This window comes from Acidobacteriota bacterium (assembly GCA_028875725.1).
Taxonomy (GTDB): Bacteria; Acidobacteriota; Thermoanaerobaculia; order Multivoradales; family Multivoraceae; genus Multivorans.
Genome location: JAPPCR010000006.1, coordinates 1,916,445 through 1,933,704, shown reverse-complemented (window position 1 = coordinate 1,933,704; position 17,260 = coordinate 1,916,445). Strand labels below are relative to the sequence as shown.

Here is a 17,260-nt window from a genome sequence, read left to right as displayed (position 1 = left end):
GTGACGCCAAGCCACGACGACTCGGCCGCCGCGCCGGTCCGCCTCGCCCGCATCGGCGGCGACGGCATCGGGCCAGAGGTCGTGGACGCGGCCGTGCGCGTCGTGGATGCCGTGTGCGGGGACCGGATCGAGTGGATCGATGCGGAGATGGGTTGGCGGGCCTTCGAGCGCACCGGCAGGGCCTTGCCCGAGGCGACCGTCGAGGCACTGGAGGGCTCCGCCGGCGTCCTGTTCGGCGCCGTCTCATCGCCCAGCCACGCGGTCGATGGCTACCGCAGCCCGATCGTCGAGCTGCGTCGGCGGTTGGACCTCTACGCGAACGTGCGCCCGCTCCGCGGCGGCGCCGTCGACGCCGTCGTCGTTCGCGAGAACACGGAGGGCCTCTATGCCGGCCGCGAACGCTGGGAACGGGAGGGCGAGGTGGCCGTCGCCGAGCGGGTGATCAGCCGCCGGGCCACGGAACGGATCACGCGTTTCGCCTGCGAACTGGCGCAGTCACGGGCCGCCGATCGAGGAAGACGGCCCCTGCTCACCGTCGTCCACAAGGCGAACGTCCTTCGCCTGAGTGACGGCCTGTTCCGAGAGACCGCACTCGACGTCGCGAGTGGCTTTCTGGAGGTCGAAGTCGAGGAGCAACTCGTCGACTCGATGGCCTACCGTCTCATCCTGGAGCCGGAGCGCTACGACGTGATCGTCGCGCCGAATCTCTACGGCGACATCCTGAGCGACGCCGGCGCCGCCATGGTCGGCGGACTCGGCGTGGTCGGCTCCGCCAACTGCGGCGAGCGCTTCTGCCTAGCGGAGCCGGTGCACGGCAGCGCGCCGGACCTCGCTGGTCGGGGAATCGCGAACCCGATTGCGGCCGTTTCGGCCGCCGCGCTGCTGCTGCAGCGTGTGGGTCTGACCCGCCAGGCCGTGCGCGTCGGCGAGCTGGTTGCGGGTCACCACAAGAGCGGACCCAGGACCCCCGACCAGGACGGAGACGCCACGACAGGGGACGTGGTCGCAGATCTGCTCCGTCGAGTCTGAGTCGGCTTCGATTCGCTAGCCGCGTAGGACAGCCACTTGTCAGTCCCAGGCGTCTCAGTCTTCAACCAAGCGCTTACCCATACTCAGGACATCGTCTTCCGCGTAGCCGATCGAACGGTAGAACTCCGCGGCCCTGACGTTCGATCTCCTGACCTGCAGGTTGATCTCCAGACGCTGCATGAAGAGCGCGCCCCTACTGCTGGAACCAGAACGGCTTCCGCTGCAGCTTCTCGCCGGCGGTCTCGTTCATCGACAGGGCGTCGAAGATGCGGCCGCCTACCATGACGTAGCGGACGAGTTCGGAGTTGCGGAGGTTCTCGAGCGGGTTCTCTTCGAGGACGATCAGGTCGGCGAGTTTGCCGGCCTCGAGGGAACCGAGGTCGGCCTCCATGCCGATGTAGCGGGCGCCGTTGATCGTGCCGGCGATCAGTGCGCGGTGCGGGCTCATCCCGCCCTGCTCGAACATCCACATTTCCCAGTGGGCGGCGAGGCCTTCGCGCTGGCCGTGGGCGCCGAGCATGATCTGCACGCCAGCCTGGTCGAGGGCGTTGGTGACTCGCGCGGCCAGGATGTGGTTGTACTCGCCTTCCGGCGCCTTCTGGCGGCGGCGGGAGCGCGCGTCGATCACCTCTTGCGGCACATAGTTCAGCAGCCGCTCGTTGGTCCAGACGTCCGTGTGCTCATACCAGTAGTCCTCGCCCTGGATGCCGCCGAAGGCTACGCCCAGCGTCGGCGTGTTGCCGACGCGGCTGTTGCCCCAGAACTGGATCACGTCGTCGTAGATCGCGCCCACGGAGAGCGAGTGCTCGATTCCGGTGTGGCCGTCGGCGACCATCGTCATGTTGTGCTGGAACAGGGCGCCGCCCTCGTTGACCACGAGCATGCCGAGGTCGCGGGCGGCGGCGACGATCTTCTGGCGCTGATCGCGCCGGGGCTGGTTGTAGCTCTTGACGCTGATCGCGCCGGCCTTCTGCAGGCGGCGGACGTGCTGTACCGCGTCGTCCGGCGTCTCGACGATCGCGCGGAAGGCGCCTAAGGCGCCGTAGAGGATCGTGCCGGTGGCGAACATGCGGGGTCCGATGATGTCGCCGGCCTGTTGCATCTCGCTGGCGGCGAAGAAGGTGCTGGTGTCGGTCGAGGGGTCGTGGGCCGTCGTTACGCCGAAGGCGAGCGTCGCGTAGAGCTCGGAGTTCTGTTGCGGGATGATCTCCTGGCTGCCCTGCGGACCGTGCCAGTGGACGTCGATCAGGCCGGGCATGACGGTGAGGCCGGAGGCATCGATCACCGTCGCGTCGGCCGGCACGTCGACCTGGCTTGAGGGGCCGATGGCCGCGATCCGGTCGCCGTCGACGACTACCGTGCCGCGGCGGATGATCTCCAGGTTGTCCTGGCCGGCCATCGTGATCAGCCGCGCGTTCGTGATCGCGATCCGGCCCTCGGGACGGTAGGCCGTCACGTCGAAGCCGAGATCGAGGCCGCTCGCGGGCTCTTCGGTTACGTTCTCGGCCTCGTCGTCCCGCGGTGCGAAGGCCTCATCGAGCCGTCGCTCGTACAGTTCGGGTCCCAGGGACCAGTACAGGGTCGAACTGTCGCCCGAGAAGTGGAGGTAGGCGCCGTCGTCGGTCGAGACGTTTCGCACCGGCAGGCCGGCGGTCCTGGGGCCGATCTCGATCGCCTTCGAGGCCGGCGTGAACGGCACGACGTGGGCGTCGAAGCGCTCGGCGAAGGCGAGCCAGCGGCCGTCGGGGGAGACCCGCATCTCTGTGGCCACCTTGCTTCCGGCGTGGTCGCGGGTCTGCGCGTCGCCGCTGCTTACGAGCGGCACGCTGCGGAGCACGCGCCGGTCCCATCTCTCGGTGGCGGTGAAGTAGACGCGATCCGCGTCGCCGCCGAAGTGCGGGCCGGAGCCGGCGCGGGCGAACCGCACGGGAGCGCTTTGGCCGGCGGCGTCGATCCGGTAGAGCCCCGGGTCCTTCGACCACAGCGGACTCAGGATGCCGCCGCTCCGGCTCTTGCGATACACGACGGTGGCGCCGTCGGGCGAGAAGGCGGGTTCGACGTAGAAGCCGGGATCGGACGTGATCGTCCGCCCCTCGCCACCGGCGGCCGGCGCGATGCGCACCGCGCCCAGGTCCTCGTCGTGCCAACTCACGTAGACGACTTGTTTTCCGTCGCGCGACCAGGACGGGTAGAACTCGTAATGGTCGTCCTGGGCGGTCAGCCGCCGCGCCTCGCCGAGTTCGCCGGTCTCGGGATCAAGGCTGCGGGTCCATAGCCGGCCGAGGGTCTGGAAGACCACCTGGTCGCCGGCGGGGGATACCTGGATCCAGCGGAGCATCTTCGTCCGGAAGGTGTCCGGCGCCGCCTCGAAGTCGAAGGCGAGAGCCTCTTTCATCCGGTGGGTGGCCCGCACCCGGAACGGGATCTCGCTGACCTCGCGGGTTTCGATGTCGATCCGGTGGAGGCCGCCGCGCGCCCAGAAGACGACGGAACGGCTGTCCGGCGTCCAGGCCATGCCCGGATAGACGCCATGAACCGCCCAGATCTCCTGCATGTCCCGGTCGAGCGCGTCATGGATCGGGATGTTCTCGCCGCTTCTCAGATTGTGCAGGAAGAGGTGGCTCTGAAAACGGATCCGACGCACGAAGGCGAGGTACCTGCCGTCGGGTGAGGGAGTCGGCCGGACGGCGCCGCCGGGCCCGGAGATCACGGTCTCGATCTCCCCGGTCTCGCGGTCGATGCGGCGGATCGAGTAGATGCCGATGGCCGCGTTCCGGCCGTACTCGTAGACGCCGCCCGGCGTTGTGTCCTGGCTGAAGTAGACGTAGCGCCCGTCCGGCGAGAAGGCCGGCTCGCCGAGGTCCTTCTGTTCGTTCGGCTTCTCGTTCAACTGGAGGCCCGAGCCCTCGCCGCTGGCGTGGTAGAGCCAGATCTCGCCGCTGCCGATCGAACGCGTCGACACGAAGTGCTTGCGCGCCGCGATGAAGCGGCCGTCCGGGCTCCAGACCGGGTTGTTGACGAGCCGGAAGTCCTCGCGGCTGATCTGCTTCGGCTCGCCGCCGGCAACCGGGATCGTCCAGACGTTGTCGCCGCCGCTCCGGTCGCTGATGAAGGCAATCTGCGAGCCGTCCGGGCTGAAGCGCGGCATCATGTCCCATGCCATCCCGTTCGTCAGCGCCTCCGCGTCGCCGCCGCCGATCGGCAGCAGGTAGAGGTCGCCCAGCAGGTCGAAGGCGATCCGCTCGCCGTCCGGCGACACGTCGAGGCCAATCCAGGTGCCTTCGGTCGTGTCGATCTCTACCTCGTACTCCTCGCCGGGCGGGTCGTTCACGTCCCATCCCGCGCCGTCGTCGGCGAGGACCGGCAAGCCGGCCAGCGCCACGAGCAGGCCGGCGGAGAGCTGGAACGGAAGGCTGGAGCGCGGGGGCAGGCGTGTCATCCGGCGAGTCTACGACCGATCCCCGCGGCCACGGTGGGACCGGGCGCTAGGGCTGCCAGAGGTAGTTGAACTTGACGATCAACTCGCGCCGCGCCGTTTCCCTGGCGCTGAAGGTCGGCGCGTCCCAGTTGTGGTTGTAGACGACGAAGAGGTTGGCGCCGGGCTTGTAGATCCAGTTGAAGCGCACGTTGATCCCGGCGAGCTGCGCCGCTTCGTTGTACTGGGCGAGCGTGTTGAGGCGCAGGTCCGGACTGAAGGCGGCGTCGAGGCGGACGGTGTAGATCGTGGCGGTGAAGTCGCCCTGAGGCAGCATGATGTCGTTGTAGTTCCACTGGAACTCGGTCAGCAGGTGGCGCGACAGGCGGACGAAGCTCGACAGGACGTAGCTCCGGCGGTCGCCGCCGAAGAACTCACCGACGTTGATGTTGCCGCGCCAGGCCAGGCGCCGTCCCTGGTTCGAGAAGCCGCGCAGGAAGATCGAGTTGAAGCGGTAGAGGCCGGCCGGGATCACGATGCCAGGACGAATCTCGAACGGCTCGAAGAGCTGCTCGATCTCGTCGACCAAGGCCAGGCGAAACCGGTCGTCGCCGGTGGTGCGCATGCCGATCGGCGCCAGGAGGAGCCTGCGGCTCTCCACGCTGCCCAGGCTCTCGCGCTCGAAGTAGTCGAGTTCCGCTTCGAACAACACGCTGCGGACGGCACCGCGGTTCACTCGTGGTTCCCAGCGCACCCTCGGGTTGTAGCGCCGGAAATCCCGGCGCAGGAGGAAACCCGAACCGGGGTTGAAGTCGCCCTGGGCCTCGGTCAGATCGACGCTGGCGCGGACGGTGCGCGTCGTGTAGGCCCAGCCGGTGCCGAGGGCGCCGGTGTCTCCGCTTCGACCTTCGTCCTCACTGGCGGCGCCGAACAGGTAGAACTGGGACTGCCGGTTCGGCTTGTAGTCGAGATCGACGCCGTAGAGCCGGTTGCCTTCGCCGGCGCGCGGGTCGAGTTCGGTGTAGATCATGCCGACGCTCGACCGCTCACCGAGATCGCGCTTGAGCCGGAAGACGCTGTGTTGGGCGGCGGCCGTTGCCGGCCGATCTCCCATCGCCAGAGCCTCGGTTCCCACGGTGAGCAGGCCGAGGTTCCAGGCGCCGGCCCGGCCGGTCAGGCGGGCGCCGACGTCGATGGGAACCTCCTCGCCGCGGTCCAGGCCGATCCGCCTCGAGAAGAAGGCCTTCATCAGGGGCGGCTGGTTTCCTCCTCCCGGACTTGGCGGACCGAACTCGAAGATGCCCGCGTTCTCCAGGAAGAACTCCCGCTTCTCGGGAAAGAAGAGCGAGAAGCGGGTGAGGTTGACCTGCTGCTGGTCGACTTCCACCTGCGCGAAGTCGGTGTTGTAGGTGAGATCGAGCGTCAGCGACTTCGTCAGTCCCCACTTCAGGTCGATGCCGCCGTCGATGTCGTCGAGCGTCCCGCTTGCCGGAACGCTCGGCGTTTCCGCGGCGGAGGCCAGGACGAACGGCTTGACGTCCAGGCGTCTTCCCGGCTTGACACCCGAGATCCCGGTGAGGTCGCCTGCCAGCGAGACCCAGTGCGCCGCGTACATGCGGCTGACGGCGCGCGGGCCGATCTCCCGTCCGATCGGCGCCCAGTTGCTCTCTTCGTTTGTCCGGCGCACGACCCGGCGGACGTTGAGGCCCCATGTGCTCGCCGCCGGGTCGAATCGCAGGGTCGAGAAGGGGATCGCGACCTCGGCCTGCCAGCCGTTCGCCGTCCTCCGGGCCGTGGCTCTCCAGACTCCGTTCCACTCGATGTTCTGGTTCTTGCCTTCGTCGGTGACCAATGAGTCGGTCCGGGCGCCGAGCGGATTGACCTCGAAGGTGACGCTGTTGCGCTGGTCGTGGAAGGTGTCGAGCACGATCGCCAGGGAGTCGTCGTTGCGTCCGTGGTCGGAATCGCGCTGGAGTTCCTTGGCGACGATCGCCTCAGGCTCCGAGTCGAAAGCACGAATCCCGAAGTAGAGGACGTCCTCCGTGTAGACCACCGAGAACTCGGTCTGCTGCGCGGCCGGGCGATCGTCCTCAGGCTCGCGGGCGGTGAAGTCGGCGGCGACGGAGGCCTGGTCCCAGGCGGCCTCGTCGAGGACGCCGTCCACGCGGATCGGCGTGTCGATGCGGAGCGCCTCGATCGTGGGCCGCGGGCTCGTGCTCGTCTGTGCGGCTGCCGGGGGGAGCGAGATGACTAGTGAGAGACAGAGTAGAAGCAGCGGTCGCCTCGTCGTGTGGAGCCGGCCTTGCGGCCGGCACGTGGTTCCCCGTCGGTCAGAAGACCCACGGCCACAAAGCCGACCAGAAGGCCGGCGCAGCCGGTCTTCGCGGCGCAAGGTCCTAGACCGTCTTCGTCCGCTGGTCGGCCAGGCTGAACTCCTGGTGCCAGGTGGAGTCGCCGCCGTCGCCCTTGCGGTCGACGACCACGTCGACGAGGAACGGCTCGCCGGCGCGCGTGACTTCGATGCCGCGGCGAATGGCCGGTCGGAGATTGGCCACCGACTCGACCGTCACGCCGTCGACGCCCTGGCTCCGGGCGAGTCCGGAGAAGTCGATGTCCGGGTCGCCGAGGTGCATTCCCGTGTAGCGGTTGGCCGCCTTCATCCTGCCGTCGTAGCGGGCGTAGGCGAAGCGGACGGTCTGGTAGTTCCGGTTGTTCGTGACCACGGTCAGCACCGGCACGCCGTAGCGGGCCTGGGACCAGAAACCGGCGGCGCTGTACATGACCGAGCCGTCGCCAATGTTGCAGACCACCTGGCGGTCGGGCTGACCGAGCTTGGCGCCGGTCGCGGCGCCGATGCCCCAACCGAGGCCGGCGCCGGAAGTGGCGAGCCAGGTCTTCTCGTTGTCCCGGTGGCCGGTGGAGAAGAACTGATTCGAGCCGCTCAGGTTCTCACTGACGATGATCGCGTTCGGGTCGAGCTCCGTTTCGAGGACGTGCCCGAGCTCGTCGGCGTGGATCGGGCTGTTGCCGACGTTTGCCGGGTCGAGCTGGGGCTGCCGGCGAGCGTTCTCGGGCCTCGACGAGCGGATCTTCTTGCGGCGCTCTTCGGTGGTCAGCGACTCGACCGCCTCCACCAGGGCTTCGGCGGCGAGCTTCGTGTTCGCCACGACGGCGCGGCCGAACGGACGGTCGCCGCCGATCGCTCCCGTATTCAGGCCGATCCAGGCGCTCCTGGAACCCTCGGCGTCGGGCGCGGCGGCGGCGGTGCCGCCGATGTCGCCGACGCCGATGCGGAGCACGAAGTCCCGGTCGCGGCTGTTGTAACCGCCGGCGTAGAGCGGGTGCATCCGCGGGAAGCTGTGGAACGGCCAGTTCACGTCGGCCACGGGTACGCGCAGCAACTCGGCGAGTTCGAGCACGGCCTGCTGGGCTCCGGCTTTGCTCACTTCGTCGCCGACGTGGATGATGGGCGCCTCGGCTTCGATCAGCGTCCGCGCGACCGCCTCGATGTCCTCGTCGCGGGCCGGGATGTCGTCCGGGATGATGAAGGAGGCCCGGTCGTGAATCGCGGCGCTGACCCCCTTGGCCTCCAGGGCGTGGTTGGCCAGAGCGAGGTAGGTCGGGCCGCCGGGGGCCGTGGTCGCGACCTTGAAGGCGCGCCGGAGCATCACCGGAATGGACCCCGCATCCCGCGTCTCCCAGGACATCTTCGTGAACTGCCGGTTCACGTCCTTCTGGTCGAAGCCGGGCCTGGGCCCCAGCAGCAGGTTGTCGTCCTGCATCTCGTTGTCGAGCAGGCCGGCGGTCACGATCAGAGCCGAGCCGTCGCGGCTGGAGTTGTAGAGCTGACCGGCCGACTGCGCGGTGCCGGCGATCACGTGGACGTTGACGAGAGCCGGTTCGCCGGAGGCCTTGTGGTAGCCGTCGGCCATCGCGATGACGATGCCCTCGTGCAGGCCCATGATGAGCTGCATCTTCGGCCGGTCGAGGAAGGCGTCGAAGAGGCCGACCTCGAAGGACCCGGGGTTGGTGAACAGGAAGCGGACGCCTGCCGCCTCCATCTGTTCGACCATCAGTTCACCGCCGGTGCCGTTGGCCGTATGGCTGCCCGATTCCGGGTCGGCGTTGGTCGCGGCAGCCGCCGCGTTGGCGGTGGACTCGGCGATCGTGCCGGTGAGCCCCAGCGCGGTCAGCGCCTGGATGAACCCGCGACGCGAGAGATCGTTGCGGAGGAAGCGGTAGACCAGTTCGTTCACGGTGGGTCCTCCCGGTGTGGCGCGCCGGGACGTTTCCGGCGTTGCGGTTGCCTGCTCTTGTCGGTGCAGCCTAGCAGCCGGTCGGCGGCTCTCGCGCGACAGGGAACGGCTTCGCTGCTATGATCGCGCGCCCAACGAGACCGCCCCGACGCTCTCACCGCGGCGTCGCGCCGATGGAGTCCTGACATGCCTAGAGTCTGCCGGATCACCGGCAAGAAGCCGCTCAGCGGCCACAACATCTCGCACGCGCACAACGTCACGAACAAGTGGCAGCGCCCGAACATCCAGACCAAGCGGCTGTACGTGCCCGAGTTGAAGCGGACGCTGAAGCTCAAGGTGTCGACCCGCGCGTTGCGCACGATCGACAGGAAGGGCCTGATGCCCTACTTGAAGAGCCGCGGTCTGACGCTGCGCGACATCACGTAGCCAGACGGCTTCCCGCGCTCAGGGCGCGGGATCGGCGGGCGGTTCGTCTTGCGGTTGGGCAGAGGGCGCCTCGGTTTCCTCGTCGCCTTCACGGGCGCCCAGGTACTCCGGCAGCTTGATGCCGACGTTCTTCGTCAGTTCGTGCAGCGGCGGCAGGGAGCCGACCAGGCCGGAGACGAAGTCCGCGGTGGCCGTCTTGCCGTTCTCGCCGCGCCCCGAATCCCAGACGGTCACGTTGTCGATCTGGAGGCCGGCGATCGCCTTGACCTGCTCCTCGACCAGCTTCGGCAGCTGCTCGGTCGCCAGTAGCAGCGCCGCGTTGTCGGCGCCGCCGATCGCGTCGACGATCTGGTCGAAGCCTTCGGCCTTCTTCTTGAGCACCGCCTCGATGCCTGCCGCTTCGGCTTCCTGGAGGCGCTGAATCCGGTCTGCGTCGGCGTCGGTCAGCGACCGGATGCCGTCCGCCTCGCCTCGCTTCAGGCGGCGGTTGCGCTCGGCCTCGGCCTCGGCCAGGGTGGCGATCTCTTCCTTCTTGATCTCGGCCGGGATGACGACGTCCGCCCGCTGGGTCGCCTGCTCGCGGCTGGCGCGCGCGACCTCGGACTCCTGCTGCGCCGCGTAGGCCTCCTGCAGGGCCTGGGCGGCCTTGACCTTCTCCGCGGCGGAGGCGTCGCGCTCGGCCTCTGCCTCTTCCTTTCGCCGCTGGGAGTCGGACTGGGCCACGCGCACCGCGGACTCGTTCTCGCCTTCCTGAGCCGTCGCCCTGGCCTCGGCGACCTGGATGCGCCGGTCGCGCTCGGCGGCCGCCGCGCCGACCTCGCCGTCGCGCTCCTGCTCGGCGACCTTGACCTTCGCCTCGTTGATCGCCCGCGCCGCGGCCTCCTTGCCGAGCGCGTCGATGTAGCCGGACTCGTCCGTGATGTCCTGGATGTTCACGTTGATCAGTCGCAGGCCGACCTTCTTCAGCTCGACCTCGACGCCGTTCGAGATGTTCTCGATCAGCTTGTCGCGGTCCGCGTTGATCTCCTCGATGGGCATCGTCGCCAGGACCACGCGCATCTGACCGAAAATGATGTCGCGGGCGAGCGCGGAGACGCGCTCCATCTGCATACCCAGCAGGCGCTCGGCCGCGTTCTCCATCACCCCGGCTTCCGTCGAGATGCCGACCGTGAACGTCGACGGGCAGTTGACGCGGATGTTCTGCTTCGAGAGCGCTCCGGTCAGGTTGATGTCCATCGTCATCGGCTCGAGATCGAGGAACTGGTGGGCCTGCAGGATCGGGATGATGAACGCGGCGCCGCCGTGGTAGCACTTCGCCGAACCGGTGCCGCCGATCTTGCCGTAGACCACGAGGATGCGATCCGACGGGCAACGCCGGTACCGGCTCGAGAGAGAGAAGATGAGGATGAGCACCGCCGCAAGGGCGGACAGGATGAGGATGATCAGGTCCACGAATGGATTCTCCTAACTTGCTACTTGGTTTCTTTCGGCTCGTCGGTTTCCGCGTCGAGGGGAGAGACGAGCAGGGTGTTGGAATCGAGAGTGTCGACCACGCGGATGCGGGTCAGGGTTGGCAGATCCTGGTCGTGCCGCGTCATCGCGGCGACTGTCCGCAGGCGGCCCTGGACCAGAACTTCGACCTGGCCGGGCTTCTTGAGACTGCCTCCGATCGGCGCGTAGACCTTGCCGGCCACGCCGACCGCGTTCCTGTAGTCGATCGTGCCGCTGTGGCGCAGGCCCATCAGCACGCGCATGATCATGAACAGGATGCCCGCGAAGAGGAGGCCGACTACGGTGCCGCCGACCGACGCGCCCAGGGTCGAGTAGCCGGCGCGCATCATCACGACGCCCGTCCAGCCGAAGCCGGCCAGGAAACCGCTCACGGTGCGCAGCGAGAGCAGGGACGTGCCCTCGCCGTCGGCGGCGTCCAAGAGATCGTCGAGTCCGAAAACGGTGAGAATCACCTGAACGAGCAGCGCCAGTGCCGAGACGATCCCCAGCGCGTAGAAGACCCGGTATGCCCCCTCCAAAGATCCCCACCAGTCGCTGACTGCCTCCATCGCTCCTCCCTAATCCTCGTACGTCGATTCAGGCCTGGCTGTTCACTGTCCTAGGCGGCTTCGCGAGCCCGCTGCATGCCCCGCGCCTCGTCAACTCGCAGCAACAGCAAGCCGCCGACCAGGAAGAAGGCGAGGACGACCGAGACGCCCGCGCGCTGCCCGTAGCCGGCCGTGATCAGCCCGAGCAGCAGCGGCCCGAGGAAGGCGGTCGCCTTGCCGGAGAAGGCAAAGAAGCCGAAGAACTCGGACTCGTAGCGCTCGGGCGCGAAGCGGGCCATCAGCGACCGGCTCGCGGACTGCACGGGGCCGATGAACAGGCCGGAAATCAGGACCGCGACCCAGAACACGGCCTTGCTCGTTGCCACGACCGCGACGAAGGTGCACACGAACAGGCCGGCCAGGCTCCAGAGCACCGTCGCGCGGCCGCCGAGCCGATCGTCCAGGAGGCCGAACAGGAAGGCGCCCAGTCCGCCGGTGACGTTGAGCGAGATGGCGAAGAGGATGACTTCGCTCGTGTCCATCCCGAACGTCCCTGCGGCGTAGACGCCCCCGAAGGCCATCATCGTGATCAGGCCGTCGTTGTAGACCAGTCGAGCGAGCAGGAAGCGAACAAAGTCCTTGAACTCGCGGATGCGGCCAAAGGTGCGTCCGAGATCCTGGAAGGCCCGGCCGATGGAGGCCGCGCCGTCAGCGGCGGGCAAGCTGTGGCCAGCCGTTCGGTCGCGCACCAGCAGCAGCATCGGCAAACTGAAGAGCAGGAACCACCCGGCGACGAGGAGGTTCGTGGCGCGGACGTTGAAGCCGTTCTCGGTGCTCAATGACACCCAGGGCTGGGCGTCGCCGAGCCCGACCAGTCCGAGCAGCGCCAGCACAAGGCTGACGAGGCCGCCCGCATAGCCGATGCCCCAGCCGATGCCGGAAATGCGGCCTATCGTCGCTGGGGTCGATACCTGTGGCAGGAAGGCGTTGTAGAACACCATGCCGACCTCGAAGCCGATGTTCGCGACGACGAACAGGACGAGAGCCGCCAGCACGGCGTTGCCGCTTCCCGGAACGACGAAGGTGAGCCAGGCGGTTGCCCCGACCGAGATCAGGGTTGCCGCTGCCAGGAAGCGGCGACGGTGCCCTCCGCGGTCCGCCATCGCCCCCAGGACCGGTGAGACCAGCGCGATGATCAGGGAGCTGGTGGTGACCCCTCGCGACCACAGGACCGTGCCCCGGTCCGCGTTCTCGGCGAACGTCTGCGTGAAGTAGGTCGCGTAGATGAAGGTCACCACCAGGGTGGTGAAGGCGGAGTTGGCCCAGTCGTAGAGACACCAGGACGCCACCGACCTGCGGCGGACGGCGGTTTCCGCTGCGCTGCCGCGTGTCCCTAGAACGGCTCGTCCTCCCACCAGGGGAAGTAGGACGGCATGTCCGCGCTCACCTTCAAGGGGAACTCGGCGGGTCGCTTCTCGAGGAAGGATGTGACGCCCTCCCTGGCGTCGGCGCTCCGGCCGCGAGTGTAGATGCCCTTCGATTCCACCCGGTGCGCGGCCATCGGCGACTCGGCGTCGAGGGCCTTCCACAGCATGTGCCGGGTGATCGCGACCGAAACGGGCGAGGTATTGGCCGCGATCTCGCTCGCCAGCTCACGGGCGGCAGGTAGCAGCTCGTCCGGCGGCAGGACGCGACTGACGAGTCCCGCCTCGAACGCTTCCGAGGCCGGGAAGACGCGGCCTGTCAGCGTCCACTCGGAGGCTCTGCCCATGCCGACGAGGCGGGGCAGGAAGTAGCTGCTACAGGCCTCGGGCACCATGCCCCGGCGCACGAAGACGAAGCCCATCCGCGCCTCCGTCGAGGCGAGACGGACGTCCATCGGCAACGTCATCGTGATGCCGACGCCGACCGCCGGGCCGTTGATCGCGGCGATGATCGGTTTGCGTAGGTCGTAGATCCGCAGCGACAGTACGCCGCCGCCGTCCCGGTAGTCGTCGAGGTCGGCGTTGGAACGGGCGAAGGTGTCGCCGCCGGAGGACAGATCGGCACCGGCGCAGAAGCCCCGCCCTTCGCCGGTGATGATGATGGCGCGGACGTTGTCGTCCGTGTCCGCGCGGTCGAAGGTGTCCATCATCTCCGCCATCATCTGGCCATTGAAGGCGTTGAGACGCTCGGGCCGGTTCAGCGTGATCGTGAGGACGCCGTCCTCGAGTTCCTGGCAGGTCGCGCGGTCGTGCGGTTCAGGGGCCATTTGGTCCTTCAGTCTCCTGGCTTTCGTGTTTCAGGGTCAACCGGCGCTCCCGTCTGCCGGGGTTACACCGGGTACGGGGAAGCGCAGGCAGAATCGTTCGATGTCACGGCGCATGGCTTCGAGTCGCTCCTCGTCGCTGTGGCGTCGCAACGCGTCCACGATCCACTCGGCGAGAAGCTTCATCTCGGCCTCCTCCATGCCGCGCGTGGTCGCGGCCGGGCTGCCGAGGCGGATGCCGCTGGGTCGCAGCGGCGGCCGCGGATCGTCCGGAATCAACTGCTTGTTGACGGTAATCGACACCCTGTCCAGGGTCTCCTCGGCGACCCTGCCGTCGATGCCGAAGCTCTTCTCGGAATCGAGCACCATCATGTGGTTCTCGGTGCCGCCGGTGACCAGTTCGGCGCCCCGCTTCATCAACTCGTCCGCCAGCACCTTGGCGTTGGTCAGCACTTGGCGCGCGTAGACCGCGAACTCCGGTTCGAGCGCCTTGCCCAGGGTGATCGCCAGGGCGGCCACGGCGTTCATGTGTGGTCCGCCCTGCAGGCCCGGAAAGACCGCCTTGTCGATCTTCAGGCGGTGTTCCGCTCGGCACAGGATAAGGCCGCTCCGGGGCCCGCGCAGGGTCTTGTGACCGGTCGTCGTCATCACGTCGAAGCCGTGGTCGAGCGGGTTGTCCATCGCGTTGCCGGCGATCAAGCCGCCGATGTGCGAGACGTCGGCCATTGTCAGCGCGCCAACATCGTCCGCGACCTGCTTGAACTCGCGGTAGTCGTAGTCCCGCGGGTAGGACGAGTAGCCGCAGAGGATCATCTTCGGCTTGTGCTCGCGGGCCTGGGCGAGCAGGGCGTCGAAGTCGATCGCGCCCTTGTTGGCCGGGTCGGTCCGGTAGCGGATGAAGTTGAAGACCCGGCCCATGTGGGACACCGGCGCGCCGTGGGTGAGGTGGCCGCCGTGCGACAGGTCCATTGCCAGCACCGTGTCGCCCGGATCGAGGAAGGCGAAGTAGGCGGCCTGGTTCATCGGCGAGCCGGACAGCGCCTGGACGTTCGCGTGTTCGGCCCGGAACACCCGGCAGGCGCGCTCGATCGCCAGGCGCTCGACCTCGTCCGTGAACTCCTGGCCGCCGTAGTACCTGCGGCCGGGATAGCCCTCCGCGTACTTGTTCGTCAGCACCGAGCCGTTGGCCGCGAAGACCTCCGGGTAGGTGTAGTTCTCAGACGGGATGAGCTCGACGCCGCGCCGTTCGCGCTCCTCCTCGCCGGCGATCGCCGCCCACACCGCAGGATCGTTGCGCGCGAGCGCCTGTCGGTTCGAATCCACTACGCGGTTGACCGCCTGCGATCTCGGCGGCCGCTGGCGGTACCTACTTGAGGGCCGCCTTCGCGGCCTCGAGCAGAACAGTCTCCGGGAGACGGACCCTGAAGTCCGGGTTTACGTAGTGGAAGGCGATCCGGCCGTCCGTGTCGAGCACGAAGACGGCGGGCACTGGCAGCATGTGGTGATCGTCGCCTGCGTACTCTTCGAGGTCGAGCTGGTAGCTCTCCCGGTAGGTCCGCACCATCTCCTCGTTGCGGAAGGCGATGCCGAACGCCTGCGAGGCCGCCATCCCCCGATCCGAGAGGAGGCGGTACTTCAGCTCGTTCTTGTCGACGGTGGCGTGCAGTTGCGCGACGATGTCCGGTGACACCGCGAACAACTGGTAGCCGAGGTTGATCAGATCCTGCTCTATCTCCTGCAACTGACCCAGCTGCGTGTTGCAGTACGGTCACCAGCCGCCGCGGTAGAAGATGAGAATCGTCGGCTGGGCCCTGGCCGCGGCGGCCAGGTCGACGACGCCGCCGTCGGCGGCGGGGAGTTCGACTGCGGGAACGGCGCTGCCGACCAGGAGCGGCCGGACTTCCTCCGCGGTCGTCGGCACGTCTGCGGGAAGCGCGGGAGAGGCGCAAACCAGGGCCGCGCCAGCCAGGAAAGCTCTCGTTTTCATGGCCCGGAGCGTAACACGCGGGCGGCCTGCCGGCGCTCACGAATCTCGTCCCAGGGGACCACGCCGGTGCGCGCCGCCCAGTCGTTCCAGAGAGCGGCGAGGGCGGCGACCCGCTCCGGTTTCGCCGGTGCCAGATCGTTCGCCTCCGTCCGGTCCGTCACCAGGTCGTAGAGCTCCCATTCACCGGGATAGCGGGACACGAGCTTCCACTTGCCGGAGCGTACGGCGCGGTTGCCCTCGTGTTCCCAGAACACCGCCTCGCGTTCGAGCGGCTGGTCCTGGAACGCCGGCAGCAGGCTCGTTCCCTCGACCGGAATCGAGTCGTCACCGGCTCGGCTGCTCGGGTGGGGCGCACCCGCGGCGTCGAGCGCGGTGGCCATCAGGTCGATGACGTGGGCGGTTTCGCGCACGATGCCGCCGCCGTCGGCGATCCGCGCCGGCCAGTGGACGATCAGCGGCGAGGCGATGCCCCCTTCGTGGACCCAGTGCTTGTAGAGGCGGAACGGGGTGTTGCTCGCGTGCGCCCAGTGGGGGCCGTAGCTCTGGTAGCTCGACTCCGGCCCGGGCAGCACGCTCGTGTCGTTGCCGACGGCCACCGGGCTGCCGTCGAGCGCCTGACGCGGGATCGAGAGGCGGCCTGTCCACCGGTCCGTCAGGACTTCGGCGCAACCGCCGTTGTCGGCCAGGAACAGGATCAGCGTGTTGTCGAGACGGCCGGTCTCCTCCAGCGCCGCGACGACCTCGCCAATGCCCCGATCCATGCGGTCGATCTGCGCGGCGTAGACCTCCATCGCGCGCTCGAACCAGGGCCGTTCCTCGCCGGGAACATCCGCCCAGGCGGGTACGCGCGGGTCGCGCTCGGTGAGCGGCCAGTCGGCGTCTATCAGCCCGAGTTCGATCAGCCGCTGGCGCCGGTCGGCGCGGATCGCGTCCCAGCCGGCGGCGTAACGGCCCCGGTAGCGGGCGGTGTCTTCCGGCAGCGCGTGCAGCGGCCAGTGGGGCGCGGTGTGGGCCACGTAGAGGAAGAGCGGATCGTCGCTGCGTTCGCCCTCCGCGTGGTCACGCACGAACCGCGCCGCGTGCTCGGAGATTGCGTCCGTGTAGTAGTAGACGGGGGCTTCGGGGTTGTTCGGCGGCGTGAGTTCGACGGGTTCGTTGTCTTCGGTGAGGGAGATCGGGTCGTAGAAGCTGCCGGCGCCATGAATCGTGCCGTAGAAGCGGTCGAAACCACGTTGCCGCGGCCAGTTGTGGATCGAGGTGAGCTCGTCATTGCCGCTCCAGTGGCCCACGTGACGAGTGACGTGCCACTTCCCCGACATGTAGGTGCCGTAGCCGGCCTCGCTGAGCGCCTCGGCGATCGTCACCGCGTTGGCGGCGAGGTCGCCGCGGTATCCCGGCAACCCGTCGTCGCCCATCATGTGGCCGACGCCGGCCTGGTGAGCGTAGAGGCCGGTCAGCAGGGACGCGCGGGTCGGGCAGCAGCGGGCCGTGTTGTAGAAGTGGCTGAAGCGCAGGCCGTTGGCGGCCAGGCGATCGAGGTGCGGAGTTCCGATCTCGCCACCGTAGCTGCCCAGGTCGGAGAAGCCCATGTCGTCCGCCATGATGAGGACGATGTCGGGCCGGGGCGGGGCGTCGATACCGCGGCAACCGGAAAGCGCCAGGGCGATTGCCGCGACCAGCACGGGGACGATGGTCGGCCCCCGAAACCGAAGGAGATCGACGGCGGGCTTCTTGCATGGTGAGATAGACCTGTATTGCACGAATCCAGTGTACTGAGTCCCGGATAGCAGCGGAGGATGTCTTGCGGTCAGTCCTGTCCAGACTGGAGTGCGACGGAAGCCGGATTGGCGGAGTCCTTGC

The 17,260-nt window shown here is 68.1% G+C and carries 13 protein-coding genes and 1 pseudogene; 2 read left to right on the top strand and 12 right to left on the bottom strand.

Going from position 1 to position 17,260, the window contains the following annotated elements:
• Window positions 1-1,029, top strand: coding sequence for an isocitrate/isopropylmalate family dehydrogenase (locus OXI49_09800; protein MDE2690793.1), 1,029 nt, complete (start codon window positions 1-3; stop codon window positions 1,027-1,029).
• Between the two features lie 54 nt (window positions 1,030-1,083).
• Here the strand turns inward: OXI49_09800 and OXI49_09795 are convergent, their stop codons facing one another.
• From OXI49_09795 to OXI49_09780, 4 genes are all read right to left on the bottom strand, one after another.
• Window positions 1,084-1,209, bottom strand: a complete 126-nt coding sequence (locus OXI49_09795; protein MDE2690792.1) for a hypothetical protein — start codon at window positions 1,207-1,209, stop codon at window positions 1,084-1,086.
• 13 nt (window positions 1,210-1,222) lie between these two features.
• Entirely contained in the window at window positions 1,223-4,468 is a 3,246-nt protein-coding gene (locus OXI49_09790) for an amidohydrolase family protein (GenBank protein MDE2690791.1), read from the bottom strand.
• A gap of 46 nt (window positions 4,469-4,514) precedes the next feature.
• Window positions 4,515-6,608, bottom strand: a complete 2,094-nt coding sequence (locus OXI49_09785) for a DUF5916 domain-containing protein (protein ID MDE2690790.1) — start codon at window positions 6,606-6,608, stop codon at window positions 4,515-4,517.
• A gap of 232 nt (window positions 6,609-6,840) precedes the next feature.
• A complete protein-coding gene (locus OXI49_09780) occupies window positions 6,841-8,700 on the bottom strand; it encodes a thiamine pyrophosphate-binding protein (GenBank protein MDE2690789.1) in 1,860 nt (619 codons plus the stop codon).
• A gap of 186 nt (window positions 8,701-8,886) precedes the next feature.
• Between OXI49_09780 and rpmB the strand changes: the two genes are divergently transcribed.
• Complete coding sequence (gene rpmB / locus OXI49_09775; protein ID MDE2690788.1) at window positions 8,887-9,126, top strand: 50S ribosomal protein L28; 240 nt, start codon at window positions 8,887-8,889, stop codon at window positions 9,124-9,126.
• A gap of 18 nt (window positions 9,127-9,144) precedes the next feature.
• Here the strand turns inward: rpmB and OXI49_09770 are convergent, their stop codons facing one another.
• The 8 genes and pseudogenes from OXI49_09770 to OXI49_09735 all read right to left on the bottom strand — a co-directional run bounded on the left by OXI49_09770 (window position 9,145) and on the right by OXI49_09735 (window position 17,082).
• Window positions 9,145-10,578, bottom strand: coding sequence for an SPFH domain-containing protein (locus OXI49_09770; GenBank protein MDE2690787.1), 1,434 nt, complete (start codon window positions 10,576-10,578; stop codon window positions 9,145-9,147).
• A gap of 20 nt (window positions 10,579-10,598) precedes the next feature.
• The gene (locus OXI49_09765; protein ID MDE2690786.1) at window positions 10,599-11,186 is read right to left on the bottom strand and encodes a hypothetical protein; all 588 of its coding nucleotides are present in this window, start codon (window positions 11,184-11,186) and stop codon (window positions 10,599-10,601) included.
• Window positions 11,187-11,236: 50 nt separating this feature from the next.
• Complete coding sequence (locus OXI49_09760; GenBank protein ID MDE2690785.1) at window positions 11,237-12,514, bottom strand: MFS transporter; 1,278 nt, start codon at window positions 12,512-12,514, stop codon at window positions 11,237-11,239.
• A gap of 44 nt (window positions 12,515-12,558) precedes the next feature.
• The gene (locus OXI49_09755; GenBank protein ID MDE2690784.1) at window positions 12,559-13,416 is read right to left on the bottom strand and encodes a crotonase/enoyl-CoA hydratase family protein; all 858 of its coding nucleotides are present in this window, start codon (window positions 13,414-13,416) and stop codon (window positions 12,559-12,561) included.
• Window positions 13,417-13,452: 36 nt separating this feature from the next.
• Window positions 13,453-14,736 carry a serine hydroxymethyltransferase gene (locus OXI49_09750; GenBank protein MDE2690783.1) on the bottom strand — a complete coding sequence of 428 codons (1,284 nt, stop codon included), beginning with the start codon at window positions 14,734-14,736 and terminating at the stop codon, window positions 13,453-13,455.
• A 43-nt stretch (window positions 14,737-14,779) separates the two neighbouring features.
• Window positions 14,780-15,166: pseudogene (locus OXI49_09745) on the bottom strand (redoxin domain-containing protein).
• 15 nt (window positions 15,167-15,181) lie between these two features.
• The gene (locus tag OXI49_09740) at window positions 15,182-15,400 is read right to left on the bottom strand and encodes a hypothetical protein (protein MDE2690782.1); all 219 of its coding nucleotides are present in this window, start codon (window positions 15,398-15,400) and stop codon (window positions 15,182-15,184) included.
• Entirely contained in the window at window positions 15,397-17,082 is a 1,686-nt protein-coding gene (locus OXI49_09735) for an arylsulfatase (GenBank protein MDE2690781.1), read from the bottom strand. The genes OXI49_09740 and OXI49_09735 overlap by 4 nt, the downstream gene beginning before the upstream one ends.
• Window positions 17,083-17,260: the final 178 nt, after the last annotated feature.

Excerpts from the sequence above, each read along its gene's own strand:
- OXI49_09795 (MDE2690792.1), bottom strand. The coding sequence starts at position 1,209 with ATGCAGCGTCTGGAGATCAACCTGCAGGTCAGGAGATCGAACGTCAGG.
- OXI49_09790 (MDE2690791.1), bottom strand. The coding sequence starts at position 4,468 with ATGACACGCCTGCCCCCGCGCTCCAGCCTTCCGTTCCAGCTCTCCGCC.
- rpmB (MDE2690788.1), top strand. The coding sequence starts at position 8,887 with ATGCCTAGAGTCTGCCGGATCACCGGCAAGAAGCCGCTCAGCGGCCAC.
- OXI49_09765 (MDE2690786.1), bottom strand. The coding sequence starts at position 11,186 with ATGGAGGCAGTCAGCGACTGGTGGGGATCTTTGGAGGGGGCATACCGG.
- OXI49_09755 (MDE2690784.1), bottom strand. The coding sequence starts at position 13,416 with ATGGCCCCTGAACCGCACGACCGCGCGACCTGCCAGGAACTCGAGGAC.
- OXI49_09740 (MDE2690782.1), bottom strand. The coding sequence starts at position 15,400 with ATGAAAACGAGAGCTTTCCTGGCTGGCGCGGCCCTGGTTTGCGCCTCT.